Annotated in this window: 22 protein-coding genes and 3 pseudogenes; 23 read left to right on the top strand and 2 right to left on the bottom strand. The window is 35.3% G+C overall.

The genetic code is table 11. The annotated features are described in order from the left end of the window. From C794_RS18300 to C794_RS18230, 13 genes and pseudogenes are all read left to right on the top strand, one after another. A complete protein-coding gene (locus tag C794_RS18300) occupies positions 1-282 on the top strand; it encodes a YwqI/YxiC family protein (RefSeq protein ID WP_017798630.1) in 282 nt (93 codons plus the stop codon). 30 nt (positions 283-312) lie between these two features. Beyond that, positions 313-2,169 (top strand): T7SS effector LXG polymorphic toxin, encoded by a 1,857-nt coding sequence (locus C794_RS20555; RefSeq protein WP_017798629.1) that lies wholly within the window; start codon positions 313-315, stop codon positions 2,167-2,169. A gap of 15 nt (positions 2,170-2,184) precedes the next feature. Continuing rightward, complete coding sequence (locus C794_RS18290) at positions 2,185-2,634, top strand: SMI1/KNR4 family protein (RefSeq protein WP_017798628.1); 450 nt, start codon at positions 2,185-2,187, stop codon at positions 2,632-2,634. Between the two features lie 460 nt (positions 2,635-3,094). Continuing rightward, a complete protein-coding gene (locus C794_RS21095; protein WP_083900554.1) occupies positions 3,095-4,132 on the top strand; it encodes an HNH endonuclease in 1,038 nt (345 codons plus the stop codon). A 14-nt stretch (positions 4,133-4,146) separates the two neighbouring features. Beyond that, positions 4,147-4,596, top strand: a complete 450-nt coding sequence (locus C794_RS18280; protein WP_017798626.1) for an SMI1/KNR4 family protein — start codon at positions 4,147-4,149, stop codon at positions 4,594-4,596. 142 nt (positions 4,597-4,738) lie between these two features. Beyond that, positions 4,739-5,065 (top strand): hypothetical protein, encoded by a 327-nt coding sequence (locus tag C794_RS18275; RefSeq protein ID WP_077596826.1) that lies wholly within the window; start codon positions 4,739-4,741, stop codon positions 5,063-5,065. 140 nt (positions 5,066-5,205) lie between these two features. Further along, positions 5,206-5,667, top strand: a pseudogene (locus C794_RS20045) (YrhA family protein). A 99-nt stretch (positions 5,668-5,766) separates the two neighbouring features. Further along, a complete protein-coding gene (locus C794_RS18260; protein WP_017798622.1) occupies positions 5,767-6,195 on the top strand; it encodes a hypothetical protein in 429 nt (142 codons plus the stop codon). Positions 6,196-6,201: 6 nt separating this feature from the next. Beyond that, entirely contained in the window at positions 6,202-6,303 is a 102-nt protein-coding gene (locus C794_RS21400) for an HNH endonuclease (RefSeq protein ID WP_083900540.1), read from the top strand. 29 nt (positions 6,304-6,332) lie between these two features. Continuing rightward, complete coding sequence (locus C794_RS18255) at positions 6,333-6,863, top strand: SMI1/KNR4 family protein (RefSeq protein WP_017798621.1); 531 nt, start codon at positions 6,333-6,335, stop codon at positions 6,861-6,863. Between the two features lie 121 nt (positions 6,864-6,984). Further along, positions 6,985-7,593, top strand: a complete 609-nt coding sequence (locus C794_RS18250; RefSeq protein ID WP_017798620.1) for a hypothetical protein — start codon at positions 6,985-6,987, stop codon at positions 7,591-7,593. Between the two features lie 248 nt (positions 7,594-7,841). Next, positions 7,842-8,297 (top strand): hypothetical protein, encoded by a 456-nt coding sequence (locus tag C794_RS18245; protein ID WP_017798619.1) that lies wholly within the window; start codon positions 7,842-7,844, stop codon positions 8,295-8,297. Between the two features lie 1,227 nt (positions 8,298-9,524). Then, a complete protein-coding gene (locus C794_RS18230) occupies positions 9,525-10,886 on the top strand; it encodes a serine hydrolase domain-containing protein (protein WP_017798616.1) in 1,362 nt (453 codons plus the stop codon). 270 nt (positions 10,887-11,156) lie between these two features. Here the strand turns inward: C794_RS18230 and C794_RS18225 are convergent, their stop codons facing one another. Next, positions 11,157-11,795 (bottom strand): nitroreductase family protein, encoded by a 639-nt coding sequence (locus tag C794_RS18225; protein ID WP_017798615.1) that lies wholly within the window; start codon positions 11,793-11,795, stop codon positions 11,157-11,159. Positions 11,796-11,912: 117 nt separating this feature from the next. On the opposite strand from C794_RS18225, the gene C794_RS18220 reads away from it, so the two are divergent. From C794_RS18220 to C794_RS20040, 3 genes and pseudogenes are all read left to right on the top strand, one after another. Continuing rightward, complete coding sequence (locus tag C794_RS18220) at positions 11,913-12,272, top strand: MerR family transcriptional regulator (RefSeq protein ID WP_017798614.1); 360 nt, start codon at positions 11,913-11,915, stop codon at positions 12,270-12,272. A gap of 121 nt (positions 12,273-12,393) precedes the next feature. After that, positions 12,394-12,561, top strand: a pseudogene (locus C794_RS21090) (LysR family transcriptional regulator); the annotation flags it as partial. Between the two features lie 110 nt (positions 12,562-12,671). Next, a pseudogene (locus C794_RS20040) lies at positions 12,672-13,786 on the top strand (5-methyltetrahydropteroyltriglutamate--homocysteine S-methyltransferase). A gap of 59 nt (positions 13,787-13,845) precedes the next feature. Here C794_RS20040 and C794_RS18210 read toward each other — a convergent pair. After that, a complete protein-coding gene (locus C794_RS18210; protein ID WP_017798612.1) occupies positions 13,846-14,532 on the bottom strand; it encodes a type 1 glutamine amidotransferase domain-containing protein in 687 nt (228 codons plus the stop codon). 74 nt (positions 14,533-14,606) lie between these two features. Here C794_RS18210 and C794_RS18205 point away from each other — a divergent pair, with 74 nt between their 5' ends. From C794_RS18205 to C794_RS18175, 7 genes are all read left to right on the top strand, one after another. Then, positions 14,607-14,957, top strand: coding sequence for a MerR family transcriptional regulator (locus tag C794_RS18205; RefSeq protein WP_017798611.1), 351 nt, complete (start codon positions 14,607-14,609; stop codon positions 14,955-14,957). 129 nt (positions 14,958-15,086) lie between these two features. Further along, complete coding sequence (locus tag C794_RS18200; RefSeq protein WP_017798610.1) at positions 15,087-15,689, top strand: TetR/AcrR family transcriptional regulator; 603 nt, start codon at positions 15,087-15,089, stop codon at positions 15,687-15,689. A 279-nt stretch (positions 15,690-15,968) separates the two neighbouring features. Continuing rightward, positions 15,969-16,907, top strand: a complete 939-nt coding sequence (locus tag C794_RS18195) for a daunorubicin resistance protein DrrA family ABC transporter ATP-binding protein (protein ID WP_017798609.1) — start codon at positions 15,969-15,971, stop codon at positions 16,905-16,907. Beyond that, positions 16,904-17,677: an ABC transporter permease gene (locus tag C794_RS18190; protein ID WP_017798608.1), complete on the top strand. Its 774-nt coding sequence runs from the start codon at positions 16,904-16,906 to the stop codon at positions 17,675-17,677. Before C794_RS18195 ends, C794_RS18190 begins: the two co-directional genes overlap by 4 nt. Before the next feature lie 297 nt (positions 17,678-17,974). Beyond that, entirely contained in the window at positions 17,975-18,970 is a 996-nt protein-coding gene (locus C794_RS18185; RefSeq protein ID WP_017798607.1) for an alpha/beta fold hydrolase, read from the top strand. A gap of 13 nt (positions 18,971-18,983) precedes the next feature. Beyond that, a complete protein-coding gene (locus tag C794_RS18180; protein ID WP_017798606.1) occupies positions 18,984-19,748 on the top strand; it encodes a MerR family transcriptional regulator in 765 nt (254 codons plus the stop codon). A 192-nt stretch (positions 19,749-19,940) separates the two neighbouring features. Further along, positions 19,941-20,630 carry a poly-gamma-glutamate hydrolase family protein gene (locus C794_RS18175; RefSeq protein WP_017798605.1) on the top strand — a complete coding sequence of 230 codons (690 nt, stop codon included), beginning with the start codon at positions 19,941-19,943 and terminating at the stop codon, positions 20,628-20,630. Positions 20,631-20,657 lie beyond the last annotated feature (27 nt).

Below are 20,657 nucleotides of genomic sequence, written 5' to 3'. Positions count from 1 at the left end.
ATGGGTGAAATAAAATTGAATCGAAGTCCGGTTGAACATAAACTTCAAGACTATGAAAAGGCAGTCAACCAAGTGAAGTTGAAAGGGATCTCGGATATTCGCGGCAACAACAACGTAGAAGTAGTTGAGAAAATAAACCAGCTAAATCAACGTTTGCAAGAGCTGACCGAAAGATATCGAGAAATCTCCACAAAACATCTTTTTACTGCTTATCGTACGTTAGATAGTTTAGAAGAAGAGGAAAGAATGGCTGCAAAAGGAATAGAAATGATTGAATCCTAGCGGGGGAGTAGGAGGGAAGGATTTAGGAGAATGAAGACAATAGAAGCTTCAACGATTCATGAAGGAATTGAACAGACGACAAAGCTATTATCTGAGTTAGCAAATCAAGTGGCAGAAGTACACGGAAAAATTACTGGTATACTGAATACTGAGTCCGATTTTAGTGGTCAAGCAGCATCTTCCATCAGGGCTTTTTATAAAGATATCCATGCACCACTAGCAGTTTATTTAGAAGGAATTGTTCGAGAGTATCATGATATTCTAAGGCAAATTCAACAGTTATTGTATGAGCTAGACAGATCCGAACAAGCATTTATTGACGAGGATTTTCTAAAAACAGAAATGAAGCGTCAATTAAATAAAGCGAAAGAACAAACGGCACAACTTACCGATGAAACGAATGATATCTTACGTTCGGTACGTGATATTATTCATCTGTCAGATCTATCCGATGATCAATTCATACACAGTGTCGAAAAGACAGAAAGCAAAGTAAATAAAACCATTGAAAAGCTTCATCAATTTGATCAAGAAGCAACCCATAAATTAACAACTACGGAAAACGATGTGGACCTCCTAGAAAATTACCTCTCTGACATTCAATCGTTAACAAAAGATCGCCAATTGATTATGACGAGTTACCAAACAAACTCGATTACACAACTCGATGTCCACCAGCAAATGATTGCTGGAATTGTACAAAAAACCATACCGAAAGATGTTGTCTTAGACATATTTAGATCGATAACCAACTCTAGTTATCTTGCAATGGGAAATACAGCTGCATCGATTGTACGAGCACAATTAAATGATACAATGAGTATGACGATGAGTTATCGCATGCGCGCCTTAGCAACTATCGTCGATACGACATCTCCAGTCATGCTAGAAGATGAGTACAAGAGCTTAGATGCTAAGGTTGTAAGCAGCCAATCGGTACGTGATTATAAAGGTGAATACTACGGAAACTATCTTACGTTGCAAGATGGAAGAATCGTTCGCTCCTTCATGGATCACGATGGTGTCATGAAGTATCATTTTGTGGGAGATATTCCAGAAGAACGCTTGAAGCCGGTGGAAGAGGATAAAAGCCTATGGGATCATACCGTAGCCCTATCGAAAAAAGTGGCGGATGGAACGGTTGAAATAGGCGGAAAGCTGTTAAATGAAACGGTAAATTCTAGTAAGAAAATGTGGGACGGCGCCTTCAAAGCAGGAGATGCAATAGTTGATGGAGCAGCATGGGCAGGTGAGAAGACCCTCCAAGGTGGAAAAGCAGCAGTAGACTTTTTATTCCTTGATGACGTAAAAACTCTAGTAGATGATGAAGCAACTGTTGGCGAAAAGGCTATGGCTGGATTTTTCCTACTGCCGATTGGGAAATTTGGAAAAGCTGGCAAGCTAGTGAAAGAATATGATGGCTTTAAAGTGACTAGTAAGGGTGAAATTCCTGCGAAGAAGAGTGGTAATAGCAATAATACTGGTAAAGACTATAAAAACTATAAGGATGTAGAATATACTGGAACAACAAAAGTTAACGGAGAAATAAGAGATACTAGCAGAAGAGTATATCAAAGGCTAGATATTGATTATGAGAGAATAGACCCTAAGACTGGCAAAAGTAATTATCAATTAATGAAAAAAGGGAGACCTCCAATTTGGAAAGATGGAACGAAAATAGAACTTCATCATTTAATTCAAAAAGAACCTGGATCAATGGTGGAGATTCCAAGTAGTATGCATAAAGAATATGATAGAATATTGCATGGATTAGTAGAGAATGGTGGTAGCTTTAGAAATGATCCTGCCTTAAAGAAGCAATATGAAAATTTCAGGTCAAAATATTGGAGATGGAGAGCTAACCAGATAGATAATGGAGATTTCTAAAAGGAGGAGTCTTTGATGAATGAAGAGGAATTAACGGAATTTATTAAGAGAAATATGGAGCCAGATGATTTTACTGGAGGAGTAGATAATAATCAGATTGATTATGTTCAAGATGCTCTAAAGTTAGAGTTGCCAGAAAGTTATAAGTGGTTTTTAAATAATTTTGGGTCTGGTGGTTTATTTGGTGTCGATATTTTAGGAGTGTCTAATCATAATATAGCTTCTGTCGTTATAGAAACGGAGAATTATAGGGATTTAGGAATGAGTGAGAAATTAGTAGTCATTGAAGATGTAGATGAATATGCTTATTGTTTAGATACAGGTAATATGGAAAATAAAGAATGTCCAGTAATAGCATGGAATAGGCAAGGGGGACTTGATGAATTTAACACAGCTGGTGGTTTTTATGAGTTTTTATCACAGAGGTTGATGGATGCAAAAGAGGCTTGGGAAGAAGATATTTAATTAATTGGCGGCATCTTCTTATATTCTTTATTCCTTAATGCCGTTTTAACTTTTCAATTTGATTTTTAGGATCGTTTGAGAATAAATAATTTTGAGTATTATCCTGATATTGAAATTTGTGAATAATATGAGAATAATAAATTAATTTTTTTCGAAGGTAGTGAAACTGCTTTAATATCAATTGAATTAAACGATGATAGAAGAAATCCAGTTTATTATTATGATATCCAAATAGCGAATTCCCTTGAGGAATTTTTAACTAGAATAGAAGAGAATGATAAGTACTATTTGAAATTACTATCAGATTAAAAAACAAAACTAAGTGTGAATCAAGGATTATTGATTCGCACTTTTTAATATATCATGTAACTCTTTAATTGTTGTAGGAAATATTCCAGAAGAACGCTTGAAGCCGGTGGAAGAGGATAAGGGCTTTCTAAATAGATTTGGATCTAGCTTTATGAGAACGTTAGATTCAACTTATGAACTAGGGAAAGACGCAGTTCAAGGGTTTGGCAATCATCTAGAAGAATTAAATGATAATGAGATGAATTCTTTTTATGACTTTGCCAATTATTTAACCGTCGGTGCTTTAGATGGTGGAAAGAATACTTACAATTCGATGGTAGGCTATAGTGAAAACATGTTAAATTCGCCTGCGGATTTTGCCAACTGGGTAACAATGGGTGGAGTGGATCTTGCTGAGGGTGCGTTTAATCCGGATGATCCAAATTCAAAAGAACATGTTGCGCATGTGATTTCAATGGGTATGCTTATGTTTATACGGACACCAAGTCCTAAAGCAGGTATATCCACTCCAAATAGTAAAACGACAGGTGCACAAGCAGCACCGAAGAAAAGCAAGGATTCAACAAGTACTAACTCTCCTGTATCGAGTAATAATACGTATGTACCTGGTAAATTACCAACACTAACCAACATTCGCGAGTGGTTCCGTGTGAGAATGCCAGAAGTCGGGCTTGTACAGGATGCAACTGGAGCTTATCATTTAGTTAAGACGGATATCCCTCGAAGTGGGGGGAGTAGTGGGAGTTCGAATGAGAGTAAACAAATAAAATTTACAAAAGAACAACTTACAAATAAACCCTCATATTCACCGGCTCCTGAGAAATGGGTGAAAAAAGGAGGAACTGTGGAAATAGGTAACAATGGAACGTGGGTATATACAAATAAAAAAGGTCAAACAGTAAGTTACCCTAATGGATATCCAGATTTCACTGAGTTTGCACATCCAACTGTTAAACCAGTAGAAATTGATATAGCAAGTCCAACAAATCGCCCTTTAGATTATAAAAATGCAAATATCAAGTCAGGATTGAATAAAGACTCTAATCCACCAGTTGCTTCTTTAAATGAAGCTCCTGAAGGTTATACTTGGCATCATCATCAAGATGGAAAAACGATGATTCTTGTCGATAAAAAAGTTCATAGAGAATTTACTCATGCAGGTGGAATAAGTATCATTAATGGAAATTAGTTAGGAGGATATATATGGCGGAAATCTATGGTACACATGATAATCTTTCTTTAGAACAAATAGAAACATTTGAAAATGAAAATAACATGAAACTAACTGAACAGTATACTAATTTTTTATTAAAATGGAATGGGGGGAAAGTGATACCTAATTTATTTATGATATCCACTGAGCAAGGACCAAGTGTTTTGAATGTTTTTTATGGTATTGGTGATATGTATGATAATTTGACAGACTTTATTGAGATAATGGATGAGAGGTTACCAGTAGGATTTATTCCAATAGGAGATGATCCCTCAGGAAATGTTATATGTTTAGGGACAAAGGAACCTTATTACGACAAGATTTATTTTTGGGATCATGAACAGGAACTGGAAAATCCAGATGATATGAGAAATATGTATTTTTTAGCAGATGATATTAATGAATTTTTGGATAATCTCTATGAGGATCCTGAAGCATAGGAAAAACAGAAGTAATAAATGGTACAGTAAAAGCACCCCCAACATCGTATATAAAAATATACAGGGTTGGAGGTGTTTTTCTAATGGGCAAATAATATTACGTTATTCGAAGAAAACAATACGAAGAATTGTTTTCGCTTTCATGACATCAAGCCCTAAAGCAGGTATATCCGTTCCAAATAGTAAAACGACAGGTGCACAAGCAGCACCGAAGAAAGACAAGGATTCACCAAGTACTAAATCTACTGTATCAAGTACTAATACGTATATACCTGGAAAATTACCAACACTAACCAACATTCGCGAGTGGTTCCGTGTACGAATGCCTGAAGTCGGGCTTGTACAGGATGCAACTGGAGCTTATCATTTAGTTAAGACGGACACTCTTCGAAGTGGGGGTAGTGGTGGGAGTTCGAATGTGAGTAAGGGTAGTGATAGAAATGGTGAACCTAGTCTTGATAAAGAATGATCCTTATCATAAAGCGATAACTAATGAACAAAACTCTTTAACACGAGGATTAGCGCCTAAACAAAGTAAGAAGATAGATTGGCCTATGTTTGATGGGGATCTGTATCCATCAAAACCATTTAAATGAAAGGAGTGTAGATATGCCCCAGTGGAAAAATTTATTGGTAGAAATAGAGAAAATTGAAGAAAAATACGGAGATTCACTAAGAATTCCGGCCACGGATGCTGAAATTAAAAAAATGAATGATTATATTCAGCAGAAATTAGGGAGCATTTTATTACCTAGTCAATATATTGAATTTCTCAAGACAATAAATGGTTTAGATTTTAATGGATTAGTAATTTATGGTGTGGATAAAGTTCTTCTTGATCAAGAAGTAGAGGATGATGTCCATGGGATTATTGAGAGTAACGAGCTTTGGTATGAGAATGAGTGGCAAAAGTAATATATTTTTTTTGGAGACTCAAATACAGCTTGGTATTGTTATGATCTGAAAGAGAACGTATTTGTTGAACTCGATAAACCTTCAGGGACCAAAATTCAAACGTATGTTAGTTTTGAATCTATGTTGGGAGAGGCATTAAAAACAGTTCTTTTGTAAGAGAATGGAAACTAAAACAATAATTTTGAATATATTTAAGATTGAAATAAGAAGTTAAAACTCTTATTTCAATCTTTTTTGTGGGAAAATCTCGACGAAATGAAAACACTAGTAGATAATGAAGCAACAGTTGGCGAGAACGCGATGGCTGGGTTTTTCTTATTACCAATCGGGAAATTTGGAAAAGCTGGCAAGCTAGTGAAGGAATATGATGGCTTTAAAGTGAATAGTAAGGGTGAGGTTCCTGCGAAGAAGAGTGAATTTAGTGGGGATGTGGATAAAGGGTTTAAATATGAAGGTGTTAGAATTATAAATAAGAAATATGCAGGACAGACGTACAGGCTAAGTGGTGAGTTAGCTAAAAAGTATCCAAATGGAGTTAAATTCACAAAAGATCGTTTCCCAGATTTTAGTCCTTATTCTAAAGTTAATGTAAAAGTAGATGGATTAAAAGGAAATACAACCAGTGATTTTACTGTTGCAAATAAAACTCTAGGATTAAAGAAAACTCCTAGAGGTTTTACATAGCATCATGTGGAAGATGGTAGAACATTAATGTTGGTACCGACAGATTTACATCAGGCTGTTAGACATACCGGTGGTGCGGCATTAATCAGAAAAGGATTAGCGCCGTGATTTAAATTATCCTGAAAGAGGTGTAAATAATGCTTGAAATAAAACCAAGTAATGTAGAGTTTAATGAGAAAGAATTTGATAACTTTCAAAAAGAGTTAGGCGTTAGTTTACCAAAAGATTATAAGAATTTCTTAGAAATGAATAATGGTGGAACTCCTAAATTAAACATTGTTAAACTTCAAAGTGAAGAAATAAGGTCATTTTCGATAACTGACTTTTTTGGTATTGGTAATGCTAAAATCTTTGATTTAAAATATCAATTTGAAATATATAAAGAACGGGTACCAAATGGAAATTTACCTATTTGTAGAGTAGAGGGAGGAAGTATAGTTTGTTTAAATATTCATAACGAGAGTATAAATTTCTGGGACCATGATACAGAACTCATAGACGAAAATATTTATTCAGCTAATCCTCTTATAAAAGTAGCTAGTAGTTTTACAGATTTCTTAAATGTTATTAAACCCTATGACCATGACGAAGATTTAGGTGATTATAAAGTTGAAGGTGTTTGGATTGATCCTGATTTTTTAAAAGAAATAAATGATGATAAGGATTAATACAGTTTTCCTGTAGATGTCAAATTTTCTACCCTAAGACGACATAAATAATGTATGTTTATTATGGATATGAAGTGAGACTGGTGGGAAAACAAGAGAAAGGGAGGAAAAATAAATATTTATGGACGTAAGTCGTATTTATAATTTAATCGATACAGAATTTAAAGTGACCAAAAAGGAAAAAGGTTTTATTTGTGTAGCCCCATTAGGTGGTGAAGCTTATCCAGAAAAAATAGTTAAATTAACTTTAAATGAAGTACAAAATCAGTATGAACTTTTTGAAGTAGTTCGAGGTAAAGAATATAAAGTAGATACATTTATAGATGAATATAAGTCAGTATTGGCTTTATATATTTTTGTGAAAAGTAAGTTAGAAGTAAGAAATTATGATGCAAATGTTAAAAACAAAATTAAAGTTGCGACCTCATTAACGGATATTGAACAAATATTTAAAACTTCTATAGATGAACAGTATTATTCTATTTTGGTACTTAAACAAGATAAAATAATTTTAGAAAAAAGCAAAAATGATAAATATAACGTTTTGTTTTTAGGAAAAAAAGATTCTAAGGTTTATATAGATAAATCTAGAAACATGAATAGCGCAGCGGCTGTTTTATATAATTTTTCTATTAAACTACGTCAATTTCATTATCTTATTAATAAGGTAGATGTTAAGGGAGATACTGATTTTATAGAAACCCTTAAAGAATTATATCTTATTGGTTAATAGGAACCAATATTAATTGGTGTATGGTCATTGCTTAAGAGAGTATTCTTATTTAAGAATGCTCTTTTTAAGTTCTAAAATCTAAGTTACTTAACGTTTGGGCTAAAGCAATAGAAAAAGGAAAAGATGTTTCAGTTAATGTTAAAGTTAATTCGAAGGAAACAGTTTAAGACCGAAAAGCTTTGATATAGAATATGAAATAGATGGTCGTATGAGATTTGCAAGTTTAGAAAATTAGGGGGATTATGATGAAGGTATTTGAGGACTATTTTTCAGAATTACAAACAGATATGGTGGCTACTTGTTTAGAATATGTCGATAATAAAGCAGATGAGATCTTTATTTATTGTTCATATGAACCCGAAATGTATGTTTTTGATTTTTTCTATAAAATTAATGGGAAGATTGTTCATAAACATCAACTAAGCGAGGTTGCAAAAGGAGATAGTCAACACAATCAAGTTTACGATATTTCGAGGGAAAGACAGAAGGACGCATTAAGAATAGGTAATCAAAATTTAAAACTTATTCATAATAAATGTAAAGAGTTCAATAAAGAAATGCCAACAGAAATGAAATTATATTATAATGTAAAGAAAAATAGCTTAAAAGGGAAATATAGATATGATTTAGTTTATTCGATTGATGACGAACTACTACCGTATGATTTATGGTTTGAAGAAGTGAAGGAAAATAGACCTTGATAGTCTTAATCCTATCAAGGTTTCTAAACCATTAAGCGCTTGGTTGCGTATTAGGCAACAAGTGCTTATTATGCTATTTATTTGAACAGAAAAAGAGGCTATTGATAGAATTATTTACTACAGTTAGACTGTATGAAGTCTGTAACCTCATTAAAATAAAATTAACATTATGAAATAGATTGTATAACTATTATTAGAATTAAGTTTATTGGTATTGTAATCATTAGAAAAAGTAACATATAATTTTGTGTGTTATTACCTTTTTTGCTTATAGAGAATTTTTCAATAACAACATTGCTTATTGTAATTATCCCTATAAATATAAAGTATAATGGAACATTATCACTATACCAATTTGTAACCAATGGTGAAATAATCAAAAGGACTATTAATTGCATAATTGTCCCAGTTAGAGATAACTTATTTTTTGATGTTTCCGTCATTGAGTTCATAAAATCATTCCTTTCCTTTTAAGAAATCAACTTATCCCTCTTTATCAGCTTCATTAACCTAATTGTAAACATTAAAATCAAGTACACTGTAATAAGCAAAGGAAAATAAAAAGATAAAAAATCATTAGAAGGTAAATTAGTATAGACCATTAACCAAAATAGCGGAATTCCAGGCAATATCACGATACTGCTAAGGAAATTGAGAATAGTTTTCTCTATTTTATTTTTTAAGATAAGGATAATACTAAAATTGGAAACTAAGACAAGAAATAATGTTATTGCTAAAAGGGTCAAATTCATATAATACTATCTCCTTTTTCAATTGAGGATAACTAATTATCTCAATTGAGTCAAAATAAAAAAAGAATATCAGCTCTTTAATTTGCTCCCCCTTTTATTCATTTAAGGGTTTGGATGGAAAATTCTATCAAGCAGTAACGTTGTTTTGTTTAAGGTAGAGAAATGATAACAGGAGTTGTTTTAAAGAAGGTGAATTAAAGGTTTTGACTGAATTGCATTCTACTTTTCAATCTTCAACATGTGGCGAATCTATCATTTAATCATGACGAATTGTAATATTAAGTGCAACACCTAAAATGTGGATTGAGTATTGTTCTGTCACATTATTTAGATTAAGTGCTAGACGTTTTCTGATTTCAACAAATTAGGCAGTAATTAGAGCCTAACAACTATAGGATTTATCTTCATAATTTTCTTGAAACTATGGCCGTGTTAAAACGTATAATTAGTTAACCTAATAGGGAGGGATCTAACCTTGGATAAAATAAAGTATGAAGAATTTGCTAAATCGCTTATAAACGCCCATCAAACCCCAGGGGCAATGGTCGCATTAAACCATCAACATTATGAACAAGGATTCGGATACCGAGATCGAGAAAAGGAATTACCTGTTACAGCGGACACTATTTTTGGTATTGGAAGTATTACGAAGTCAATGACTTGCATCGCCATACTTCAGCTGCAAGAAGAGGGCAAATTATCTGTCCACGACACGATTAAAACATATCTTCCCGAGATTACGTTTAGAGGGAGTGAAGATATAACACTTCATCATCTGATGACCCATACATCCGGAATCCCACCGTTAAACACACTTTTTTACGCGAACAAGCAGTCAATGGAAGAAGATGGTTCTTTCGATTTACAGATTAAGCTAGGTGTACCCCTCGATCCTGAGCAAGATAGCATTGATACTTATGAAGATCTTTTAAACTATTTAAATACGATTCAATTTAACCCACTTGATCGTCCTGGTCGTTCATTCAGCTATTCAAATGATGGCTATGCTCTCCTTGGCATCATTATTGAACGTGTTAGTGGACAGTCGTATGCACACTATATAGAGACTAATCTCTTCCAGCCACTTGGTATGAAAAGTAGTTTTTTTGAACCGGAACGATTGGATAATCGAGCGACAAGTTTGTACAGCGTTAACCCACTTGCCGAGACACCAGCAGTGGAACACTCACTTGGATGGTGGGATGCGCCTGCAATGTGGGCAGCTGGTTATGTAAAATCAACTGCGGATGATATGCTTCGCTTCGGAGATGTCTTTTTAAATGATGGCAATGGTATTTTAACTTCTAAAAGCCTACATGACTTAACATCCCAGCATATTGAAGTCGAGCCAGGCTTACATTATGGTTACGGGGTCATCATTATCCCTGACTTTTTTGGCACAACGTTAATTGAACATGGTGGAGGAATTAAAGGCGTATCAGCGCAGTTTTCCGTATTGCCTGAGAAGGATATTGCGGGTGTGTGTTTGACGAATATTGCCGGTGCTCCTGCTGATGCGCTGTTAAAAGGGGCAATACAGAGTGAGATAGGTATTGAGCCTGATAAAAAAGCTATCGAGTATGAAGATTATGCGCTCTCTGAAGCAGATCGCCAAGCGATCACCGGTACGTATCATTCTAACGAGGGGCAAACGATCAAAGTCTATGAAAAGGATGAAGCTATTTTTATAGATTATTTAGGAACGGAAATTCCAACCCGCCCCGTTGGTAGAGGGGTTGTTACCATAGCGATGCATGGTACTGAGCACTTGTTGCAGTTTAAAAACGACCGTCTTCATTTTGGGTTTAGACAACTTTTAAAGATTGATGGTGAATAGAGTTATTCATTAAACCTTCATCGTGTTCGATGAGTAAGTAAATCTAGTAGAACATATGTAATGGGGATACATAGGAGGACTAGTCCAATATGTATCCCCATTTTTTTGTCCATAATAACGAGAAAGATTTTAGAAGCCGCATCTATAGTTTCATAGAGTTAGTGCTACGATTGTTATAAACTACAAACAAGCCCCACCACTGTTCCTCTAGACCTTACTGAAACCAAATCATAGCTGTCTGTTGAACTATCTCCTTAGCCCTCTTTCCCCCTACCTCCAAAACGAAATCTTATCAGCACTTAATCTAACAGATTCATATCCCTCAACTTTGGCTTTTCCAATTGAAATCATCATTACTGGAGCATAGCGTTCTTCGTCTAAATCAAATGTTCTTGCTAACTGATCTGCTTCAAATCCTGCCATTGGGTTCGTATCATATCCGTGGGCACGGGCTACTAACATTAACTGCATTGCGAAAAGACTGCTATCGATTTTTGCAATTTCCACTTTCATTTCTTTTGATAGAGTCGGAAAGAAGGAAAGAATAGTTTCGAGTTGGTTATCTCGCACTTCGGCTGGCATTTTTCCTTGTTCCACAGCTGTATTATATATTTCTTCTGCATATAAATAGCTTTCAGTATCACCAAAAATTAATAACATGGCTGAAGAAGTATCATTTTGTAATGTATTAAAACGTACAAGAGGTTTCAGTTTTTCTTTTCCTTCGGGAGTATCGACCACAACTACTCGCCAAGATTGCATATTTGCAGAGGACGGAGCCAAACTGGCTTCTGATATAATCTCGCTTAATTCTTCTCTCGATATTTTAAAGTTCTCATCATAATGACGAACAGAACGCCGCCCTTTGACTATATCGACGAAATCGTTATTAAGAATATGGTTGAACATAAAATCTCTCCTTTTGATAACGTTAGATTATTTTGACATTTTATATGTCTTTGGTTATCATAATCACATTATGAACTATGAACTTAGGTTCATAGCAACAGTAAAAGAGGTCCTGTGATGAAAATAAATGAGGTTTCGAAATTAACAGGTTTAGCCATTTCCACATTAAGATTTTATGAACGTAAAAACCTAATTCCTAACAAATATGTTAAAAGAGATGTAAATAATTATCGTGTTTATTCGGAGGAAATCGTTGAGTATTTAGAAGATGTGAAGGCAATTTTATCTGCAGATTTTTCTATAGAAGAGTTAAGTTTAATGGTAAATCAACAAATTAACTTATCGTACGATGAAAAGAAAGTAATGCTTGAACAAAAGATCAAAGAAATTGATGTTATTAGAGAACAACTGACTAGGTCAAAAAAGTTTTTGAATGAAATTTTGGAGGGGAAAGCAGAATTCCAAACAGAGTGTTAAGGTATTGTTGTTCGCTCAAAAGCTTAATTACTCGCAAAAAGGAAGGTCCAATATGACACTACTGCATTTAAGAAATGTGATTGAAGTGGCGAGAAGTCGTTCTATTGCTAGAAGATGTGGTTATCCTTATCTCTCGTTCGAACAGGACAATTATAATACGTTTTATTTTTCGGAGGAAATTTTGAGCACGCTCACCAGAACGAAAAATATTTAAATGAGTGATTGAGCGACGTTATTTAATTTACTTATCGGGTTGCATGGCCATTCGATTTCCACTGGGGTTATTAGTCATGAATAGTTTAATACTATAACAACCGATAGTTTTAGATTGTTTTGTTATATGGCTGTTTTTATGGTACACTACCTCCTAATCAATGACACGGGGGAGAGAGATGCACGATGACTCAAACAGTGGTGAAAGCTCCATTTAAAGCAGATCATGTAGGTAGTTTTTTAAGAACGGAACCAATTAAAGAGGCGAGACAAGCTTTTTTGGACGGGAAATTGGAGAAAGATGCTTTAAAAGCAATAGAAGATCAAGAGATTGAAAAACTGGTAAAAAAGCAAATTGATATTGGTCTTCATTCCATCACTGATGGCGAATTTAGGCGCGGATGGTGGCATTTGGATTTCTTGGCTGGTTTAGAAGGTGTGGAACTTTTTGAATCGGAGTATATTAGCCATTTTAAAGGTGCCCAAACGAAGAATAATGCGGTTAAAGTAGTTGGTAAAGTTGGGTTTCGCCAACATCCGATGGTCAAACATTTTACATTTTTAAAAGAAGCGGTTGACCAGTATGGGGACGGCAGCCAGGTGGCGAAGTTTTCTATTCCTAGTCCCAATATGTTGTTCACGAGAATGCAAGGGGATGAGTATTACAATGGTGACACGAAGCAATTGTTTGCAGACACCGTAGAGGCATATAGAAAGGCGATTAAAACCTTCTATGATGCAGGATGTCGCTACTTGCAATTAGATGATACGTCGTGGATTGATTTTGTTTCGGAAGAGCGTATCCAGGCGGTTATGGAAAAAACCGGGCAGGAATTGCAGGACATTATCGATGAAAGAGTACGTTGTATTAATGATGTGATTTCAGAAAAGCCAGCGGATATGGTGATAACCATGCATATTTGCCGTGGAAACTTTAAATCAACGGCGGCGGGTATGATCATATTTCCGATGCGATATTTGCGAACTTGGAGGTAGACGGGCTTTTCGTAGAATATGACGATAATCGTTCGGGTAATTTTGAGCCATTGAAGAGCTTTACGCAGCGGGAACAAACCGTCGTTTTAGGCTTAGTCACTTCTAAATTCCCAGAATTAGAAAATTCAGATACGATTAAAGCAAAAATCGCCGAAGCGAGCAAGTCGATTCCGTTAGAAAATTTATCCCTCAGTCCACAGTGTGGATTCTCCAGTACGGAGGAAGGCAACATTCTTACAGAGGAAGAACAATGGAACAAGATGAAGCATGTCATCTCCATCGCAAACGATGTGTGGAAACGATAAAATCCCGAAATCAAAAAACATGAGTGATATCGCATACCACTCATGTTTTTTTCATACAATTATTCCTTATTTAATATACGTAATACCTGCTCGGCTACAGCTTTACCAGATTGCGGGTTTTGTCCGGTTACTAAGCGATCGTCCACGACGGCAAATGAAGACCAGTCCGCTTCTCCTTTGAAATTGGCGCCTCGTTCTTTCAACGCATCTTCCGTTAGATAAGGTACATGGTCAGCTAAACCTACTGCTTCCTCTTCACTATTGGTAAACCCAGTGACATTTTTACCGTCAATCAAGTATTGGTTATCGCTACCAGGAATATTTAGTAAGCCAATAGCGCCATGACATACAGAGGATACGATACCATTGGAATTGTAAATTTCACTTGAGATGGTTTGAAGCTCTTGATTGTCTTTGAAGTCCCAAATAACACCGTGACCACCTGCATAATAAATCACTTCGTAATCTTCAGTGTTAATTTCCGATGGTTTTAACGTATTGCCTAATTTGTTCATAAAGGATTTATCCTGATAATATTTCCAATCTAACTCACTCATGAAATCAGGTTTTAAGCTTTCTGGATCAATTGGAGTATAGCCGCCTTCAGGGCTGACGTAGTCAATTTCGTATCCTTTGTTGTACATTTCATCAGCAAAATGTACAGCTTCTCCTAGCCATAATCCGGTAGGGCGTTCAAGATTTGGATATTTTGCGACACTCGTCACTGCAATGAGTACTTTTTTCATTATATAAACCTCCTTAACTTTTGTATATTTGCATTGTAACGCTTAAACTATGGTTTAAAGGAAGTGAAATGCTTATGAAGCAATATGATATTGAATATGTATCGCAGGAAGTTAATATATCCAAAAGTAAACTAAGATATTATGAAAAACATGGTCTGATAAAGAATATTGAACGAGATGAACAAAATAATCGCGTATATAACGAGCAAAATATCGAATTAATTAAGCTGATTGCCTGTTTGCGAAGGCTGAATGTACCGATTAGTAAAATCAAACAGAATATCGATGTGAATCACTTTAATGATGAGAGCCTAGAGAATATTTTACTGGAACATAAGCGGGTGCTTAGAGAAAAGGTAGAGGAGTATACGGAATATATTAATGAGATTGATGATAAATTGCAGAGGCAATTAACGTCGAATTAAATAAAACGTTGAAGGCTTGCTTAAATACATTTAAGACCATTTTAATAACGTAAATCAAACTTTCTTATACGCAGCAATATCTGTTATGATAGTCATTGAAAATGATTATGGTGAAGGAGATTGGAGATAATGCCTCGTTTTAGTGATACCAAGTTAGAGACGATTCGTGAAGAACGTAAAATACAAATTATGAAAGCTGCGATAAAGGTGTTTGCCGAGAACGGGGTCAAGCTGACGAAGATTAGTATGATTGCCAAAGAGGCCGGTATTAGTCACGGGCTTGTTTATCATTATTTTCAATCGAAGGAAGATGTATTGTACGAAAGCCTTGAGTGGGCTGTTGCTTTAGGAGAGACACAAGATTTCCTAGAGAAACTTAAAGATGATAATAGTCTTTCTCCTATAGAAAAAATACATACGTTTACCAAATTTGCTCTAACATCGGGTAGTAATCAGGTGTTTCGTGTCATTCAACATCTAGAAAATAGTAAAGGTGTTCCAAGTCATATCCATGAACTATATACAAATGTGGGAGAAGTTTATATAGAATTTTTTATCCCGATTTTTAAAGAGGGGCAACAAGTAGGAGAAATTATTGAAGGCAATACAGAGGAATTAGTCGAGCTTTTTTTAAGTGTTATTTCCGGCATTATGGCGGACGATCCGGACTGGTGGAACGATAATATTGAACAAAAGGTGACTCTCTTATCTCGAATGATTACTTTACGATAAAAAACTTATATGAAAGAAACAAAAATCCTGAGCTTCAGGATTTTTTTATTTATTTGGAAGTAGGGACGAATGATCTGATCCTGATCGCGACCACGGAGTTGGAAACTTTACGAGACCTCCTATGGAGCAAAAGGAAAAAACGGACGAGCAGGTTATTGACAAAGAGGTAGATAGTGGTTATTATATTGACTGATAAAGTCAATCAATATAATTAATTACTTGGTTTATTTTTTTAGCGTTTATATTGACTGAATAAATCAATCACAAGGAGGTTAAGTGATGAAAGATAATGTTATTTCGGTTCGAAATTTAAAGAAAATGTACGGTAAACAAATGGTGCTAGATGATTTGAGTTTTGATGTACAACGTGGGTCAATATTTGCGTTACTTGGTGAAAACGGGGCTGGAAAAACGACAACCGTTCGGATCTTATCAACATTAATTCATGGGGATGAAGGTACAGCGACAATAGCTGGTTATGATACAAAACGTGATGCCAATTCTGTTAAAAAATTGATTAGTCTAACGGGACAATATGTGGCTGTGGATGATTTGTTAACGGGGGAGGAAAAACTACTGATGATGGGAAGGCTGAATCATCTAGATAAAAAACTCGTACAAAAACGAACAGCAGAGCTTCTTGACTATTTTGATTTACAGGATGCATCGAAAAGGAAAGTAAAGACGTATTCTGGTGGGATGCGTCGTCGATTAGATATTGCGATTGGTTTACTTGCATCGCCTGAAGTAATTTTTTTAGATGAACCAACAACCGGTTTAGATCCTCGTAGTCGCAACAATATGTGGAGCTTTATAAAATCTCTGGCACACCAAGGTGTGACCATCTTTTTAACGACACAATATTTGGAAGAAGCGGATCAGCTTGCCGATAAAGTCGCTATTATTGATAATGGCAAAATCGTCAAAGAAGGAACTGCTGAAGAGTTAAAGAGTGTGATTGGAGAAGAAAAATTAGAATTAACATTTTTGGATCTCGATACTTTTTATCATGCTGAGAAGTATATTTCTGGTCAAACGAATCAGGAAGAACTACTTATATCCGTACCGATGCGTTCATCTCACGAGTTGCGCGAACTTTTAAATACATTATTTGAAAATGGAATAGAACCGGATACTATTCATATTCGTCAACCAACATTGGAGGATGTTTTTATGACAATGACAAATCAAAAAAAGAGCGGAGTTGTTAGTACATGAGTGAGGCAAAATGGATATGGGCGATACGAGATGGGTGGACGATGTCAAAGCGCAGTTTAAAACATATTTTCCGAGAAGGGGAATCGTTGTTAATGGCAATAGCTCTACCCGTTGCGATTATGCTTTTATTTGTTTATATATTTGGTGGAGCTATTCAAACAGGTACGGACTATGTGAACTATGTTGTTCCAGGTGCCATTATCACTTGTGCTGGATTTGGGAGTTCATTAATCACTGTTAGTGTGACGAAGGATATGAGTGGAGGATTATTTGAACGATTCCGAAGCATGCCTCTTCACCCCTCCTCTTTATTGGTTGGTCATGTGATAGGGGGGTATCTCCGGAATGTTATTGCCACCGCAGTTGTTTTTTGTGTTGCTATGTTAATTGGTTTTCGTCCCGAGGCCGGATGGCCAGAATGGCTTGGTGTGATTGGTGTTTTAACGCTTTATATGGTCTCGATTAACTGGTTATTTGTTGTCTTTGGATTGATGACCAAGAATGTCGAAGTAGCAAATTCCTTCGCATTTCCAATGTTATTTTTACCCTATCTTAGTAGTGCCTTTGTGCCGACAGAGACGATGCCTGCTTGGCTCCATGCCTTTGCCGAACATCAACCGATGACGCCACTGATTGAAACATTGCGTGGCCTTTTAATCGCTACTCCAATTGATAATAATCACTGGTTGACGATTGCTTGGTTTGGTGGGTTGCTTATTGTTTCGTTTATAGCAGCGTCGATTTTATTTCAAAGGCAGAAAAGTGAGTAGCAAAATACGGATTTGTTAGTTAATCTTAGAAACTGTTTCAACGCAACGATAAACAGCACCTTTCAGTTATTTGAAAGGTGCTGAATTTATGTAATTAACGTCTATTAGTTTTTATAAAGAATTTTGCTGACTTTAGAGTGTTATAAGATATTTCATTACTAAACTAAAAAGTATTATTTTGTTTTTTACTTCCCCCATTATTTTTCCTTTAGGGCAGAAAATAGATTTCTCACTACTTGCATATAACGTTACGTAATAGATTATGATAGGAGGAAAATATATGATGGAGTTGAGTTTATGAAAAGGAAGTGGATAAAATCAGTAATCATAATTGTTGGAATATCATTTGTTGTGCTAACGATAATTGGATTATTATTTCGAGATGATGATAAGTTGGGAGGTTTTATAACTGATGAAGGGGAAAGAGAGTTTGCTCAAGCATACGATACTGCCATGAAAGATTTGCCCAACCCGACGAAAGAATTTTGGGTAGAAACTGAATTTGGAAAGGTGAAGGTTTATAAATTTTCAGAAGAAGGTACAGAATCAAAAATTCCATTATTACTGTTACCAGGGAAATCAGCACCTACTCCCATGTGGGAACCAAATTTGAAAGATCTCATGGAAGATAGGCCCATATACACAATCGATCTTTTAGGAGAACCAGGATTAAGTGTTCAAACAAAAAGTATAGTAACTGCTAATGATCAAGCTGTTTGGTTAAACAACGTTATTGAACATTTGCCTGAAGAAACGATTCATCTTGCAGGATTATCATTTGGTGGTTGGAATGCAGTAAATGTCACATTATATGAGTCTACAAAAATTGCATCTTTATCATTAATTGATCCAGTATACGTTTTTGGACCCATCCCTTTAAAGATGATCTTAGCCTCCATTCCGGCTTCCATTCCAGCAGTTCCACAATCAATCCGAGAAAAAATGTTAAGTTATATCGCAGGTGGAGCAGAAACAGATGGAAGTGAACCAATAAGTAAGCTTATAGAAACAAGTATGCGAACTTATAAAAGTAAACTTCCTTTACCGGAGAAAATAACAGAAGAACAATTGAAGGAATTAAAAATGCCTGTACTGGGTATTTTAGCTGAAGACTCAACGATGCATCATTCACAAGAATCGATGGATGTAGGATTAGAAAACTTGCAACATCCATTAAGTCATATGGTAATGTTCACAAATGCTTCTCATGCAATTAATGGTGAATACCCAGAAAAGTTAGCTAAAAACATAGTAGATTTTTTACATGAAGTAGATATAAATATGAATAAATAAAGGAGCTAAAGTTGTGAAAAAGGAACGCTATTACGTAAATGATATTTCAAACATATCAGGGTTAACAAGGCGAACTATTCAATACTATGATAATGAAGGGGTATTAAAACCTGCAGGTCGGGATGAAAACAATCGACGTTTTTATACTGTTAAGGAATTACGTATCTTAGAACAAATTACTTTTTACCGTAATTTAGGATTTTCTCTTAAACAGATAAAAGAAGAAATCAATTATAATGACCAAGAAGAATCATTACTAGATGTATTATCTAAACAAGAAATTTATTTATATTCACAGTTAGAAGAGACTCAAGGGAAAATAGATGCAGTAACCACTTCAAAACGATTGATTGAAATGGGATATTCCCCTCCTTGGGATTTATTATCTAAAATTATGATGGGTATAAATAAAGTGGATATTTCCATTTGGAGTAACTACCCTTTTTCAGAGGATCAGTTAACCATATTTAAGGATGTATTTGATTCTCAACAACTTGTTTTCAGTTTTTATAATACTTTTCGAAAATTATCCATAAAGGCGGTTTCATATAAAGGTGCTGGTGTACCTGTAGACTCTAGTCTTGCATTTGAATTAGCTGAAGAGTGGATTGATATGGTTGAAAAAGTGACTAAAGGAAAATCAGAGGTTACGAATGCTTTTCTCCAAGTAGATAAGCATCGGGAAAAATGGAATAAAGGTGAAAAAGACTTACTTGATGAAGCAGAACCTTATTTAGAAGATATTCTTAAATCATATTATGAGGGAAGAAAGGATTGACACTACGTTATATGGATGGAGAAATTGAAAAATTAGTAAAAAATCAAATTAAAGTAGAGCTTCATTCCATCTAGGCGTAGTTGGTGGCACTTGATACCTTTGAACTCCTAATATGACAGTGTACCATTTTTCTTAACATTATAGCTTTATTTGATATAATGGAAAATATTAGTAAATGATTAGGAGGTTAAGATGAGAAAAAATAATAGATATACGTATATAATTTTCCTTCCTGCCTTCTTATGTTTACTACTTTACGGCGGTACCCATTACATAAGTTTAAAATATAATTCCCATGAAGAATTAAAGGAACATGAAGAACTGAATGAAGACTACGAAATCAATTATGTGGAGCGGGATAGCGACATTACTGTGATTGCAGTCCATGGTGGAGGTATTGAACCGGGAACTTCAGAGGTAGCAAAAGGGCTGGCAGACAGGATGGACCTTTCTTATTATCTCTTTGAAGGAATAAAGCCAGCAGGCAACATGATCTTGCATATAGAATCTACACTTTTTGATGAACCGATCGGACGAAATATGGTTCAAAATTCTGTAAGTGCTTTATCTATTCATGGATATCAAGGAGAAGAATCAATGATATTCCTTGGCGGTAGAAATGAAGCATATAGGGAATCGATACGTGATGCTCTTCAGCACCATGGTTTCGCCGTTGAAAATGCACCTAGTCATATCTCAGGGATGAGTGAAGATAATATTGTCAATGATACGCAATTAGGAGAAGGTGTACAGCTAGAGCTGACTGCAGGGTTACGTGACTCTCTATTTGTAAATGGTGATCGGTCAAATACAACGGCTGTATATGATGAATTGATGGAAAGTCTAGAGGAAGGAACCAATCATTATTTGGAGACGGTATAAATGATATGTGGTATTCCACAAAAAGTA

Source organism: Oceanobacillus kimchii X50, assembly GCF_000340475.1.
Classification (GTDB): Bacteria; Bacillota; Bacilli; order Bacillales; family Amphibacillaceae; genus Oceanobacillus; species Oceanobacillus kimchii.
Note: the sequence above shows the minus strand (reverse complement) of the source record. Positions and strands in the feature narration are given on the sequence as shown.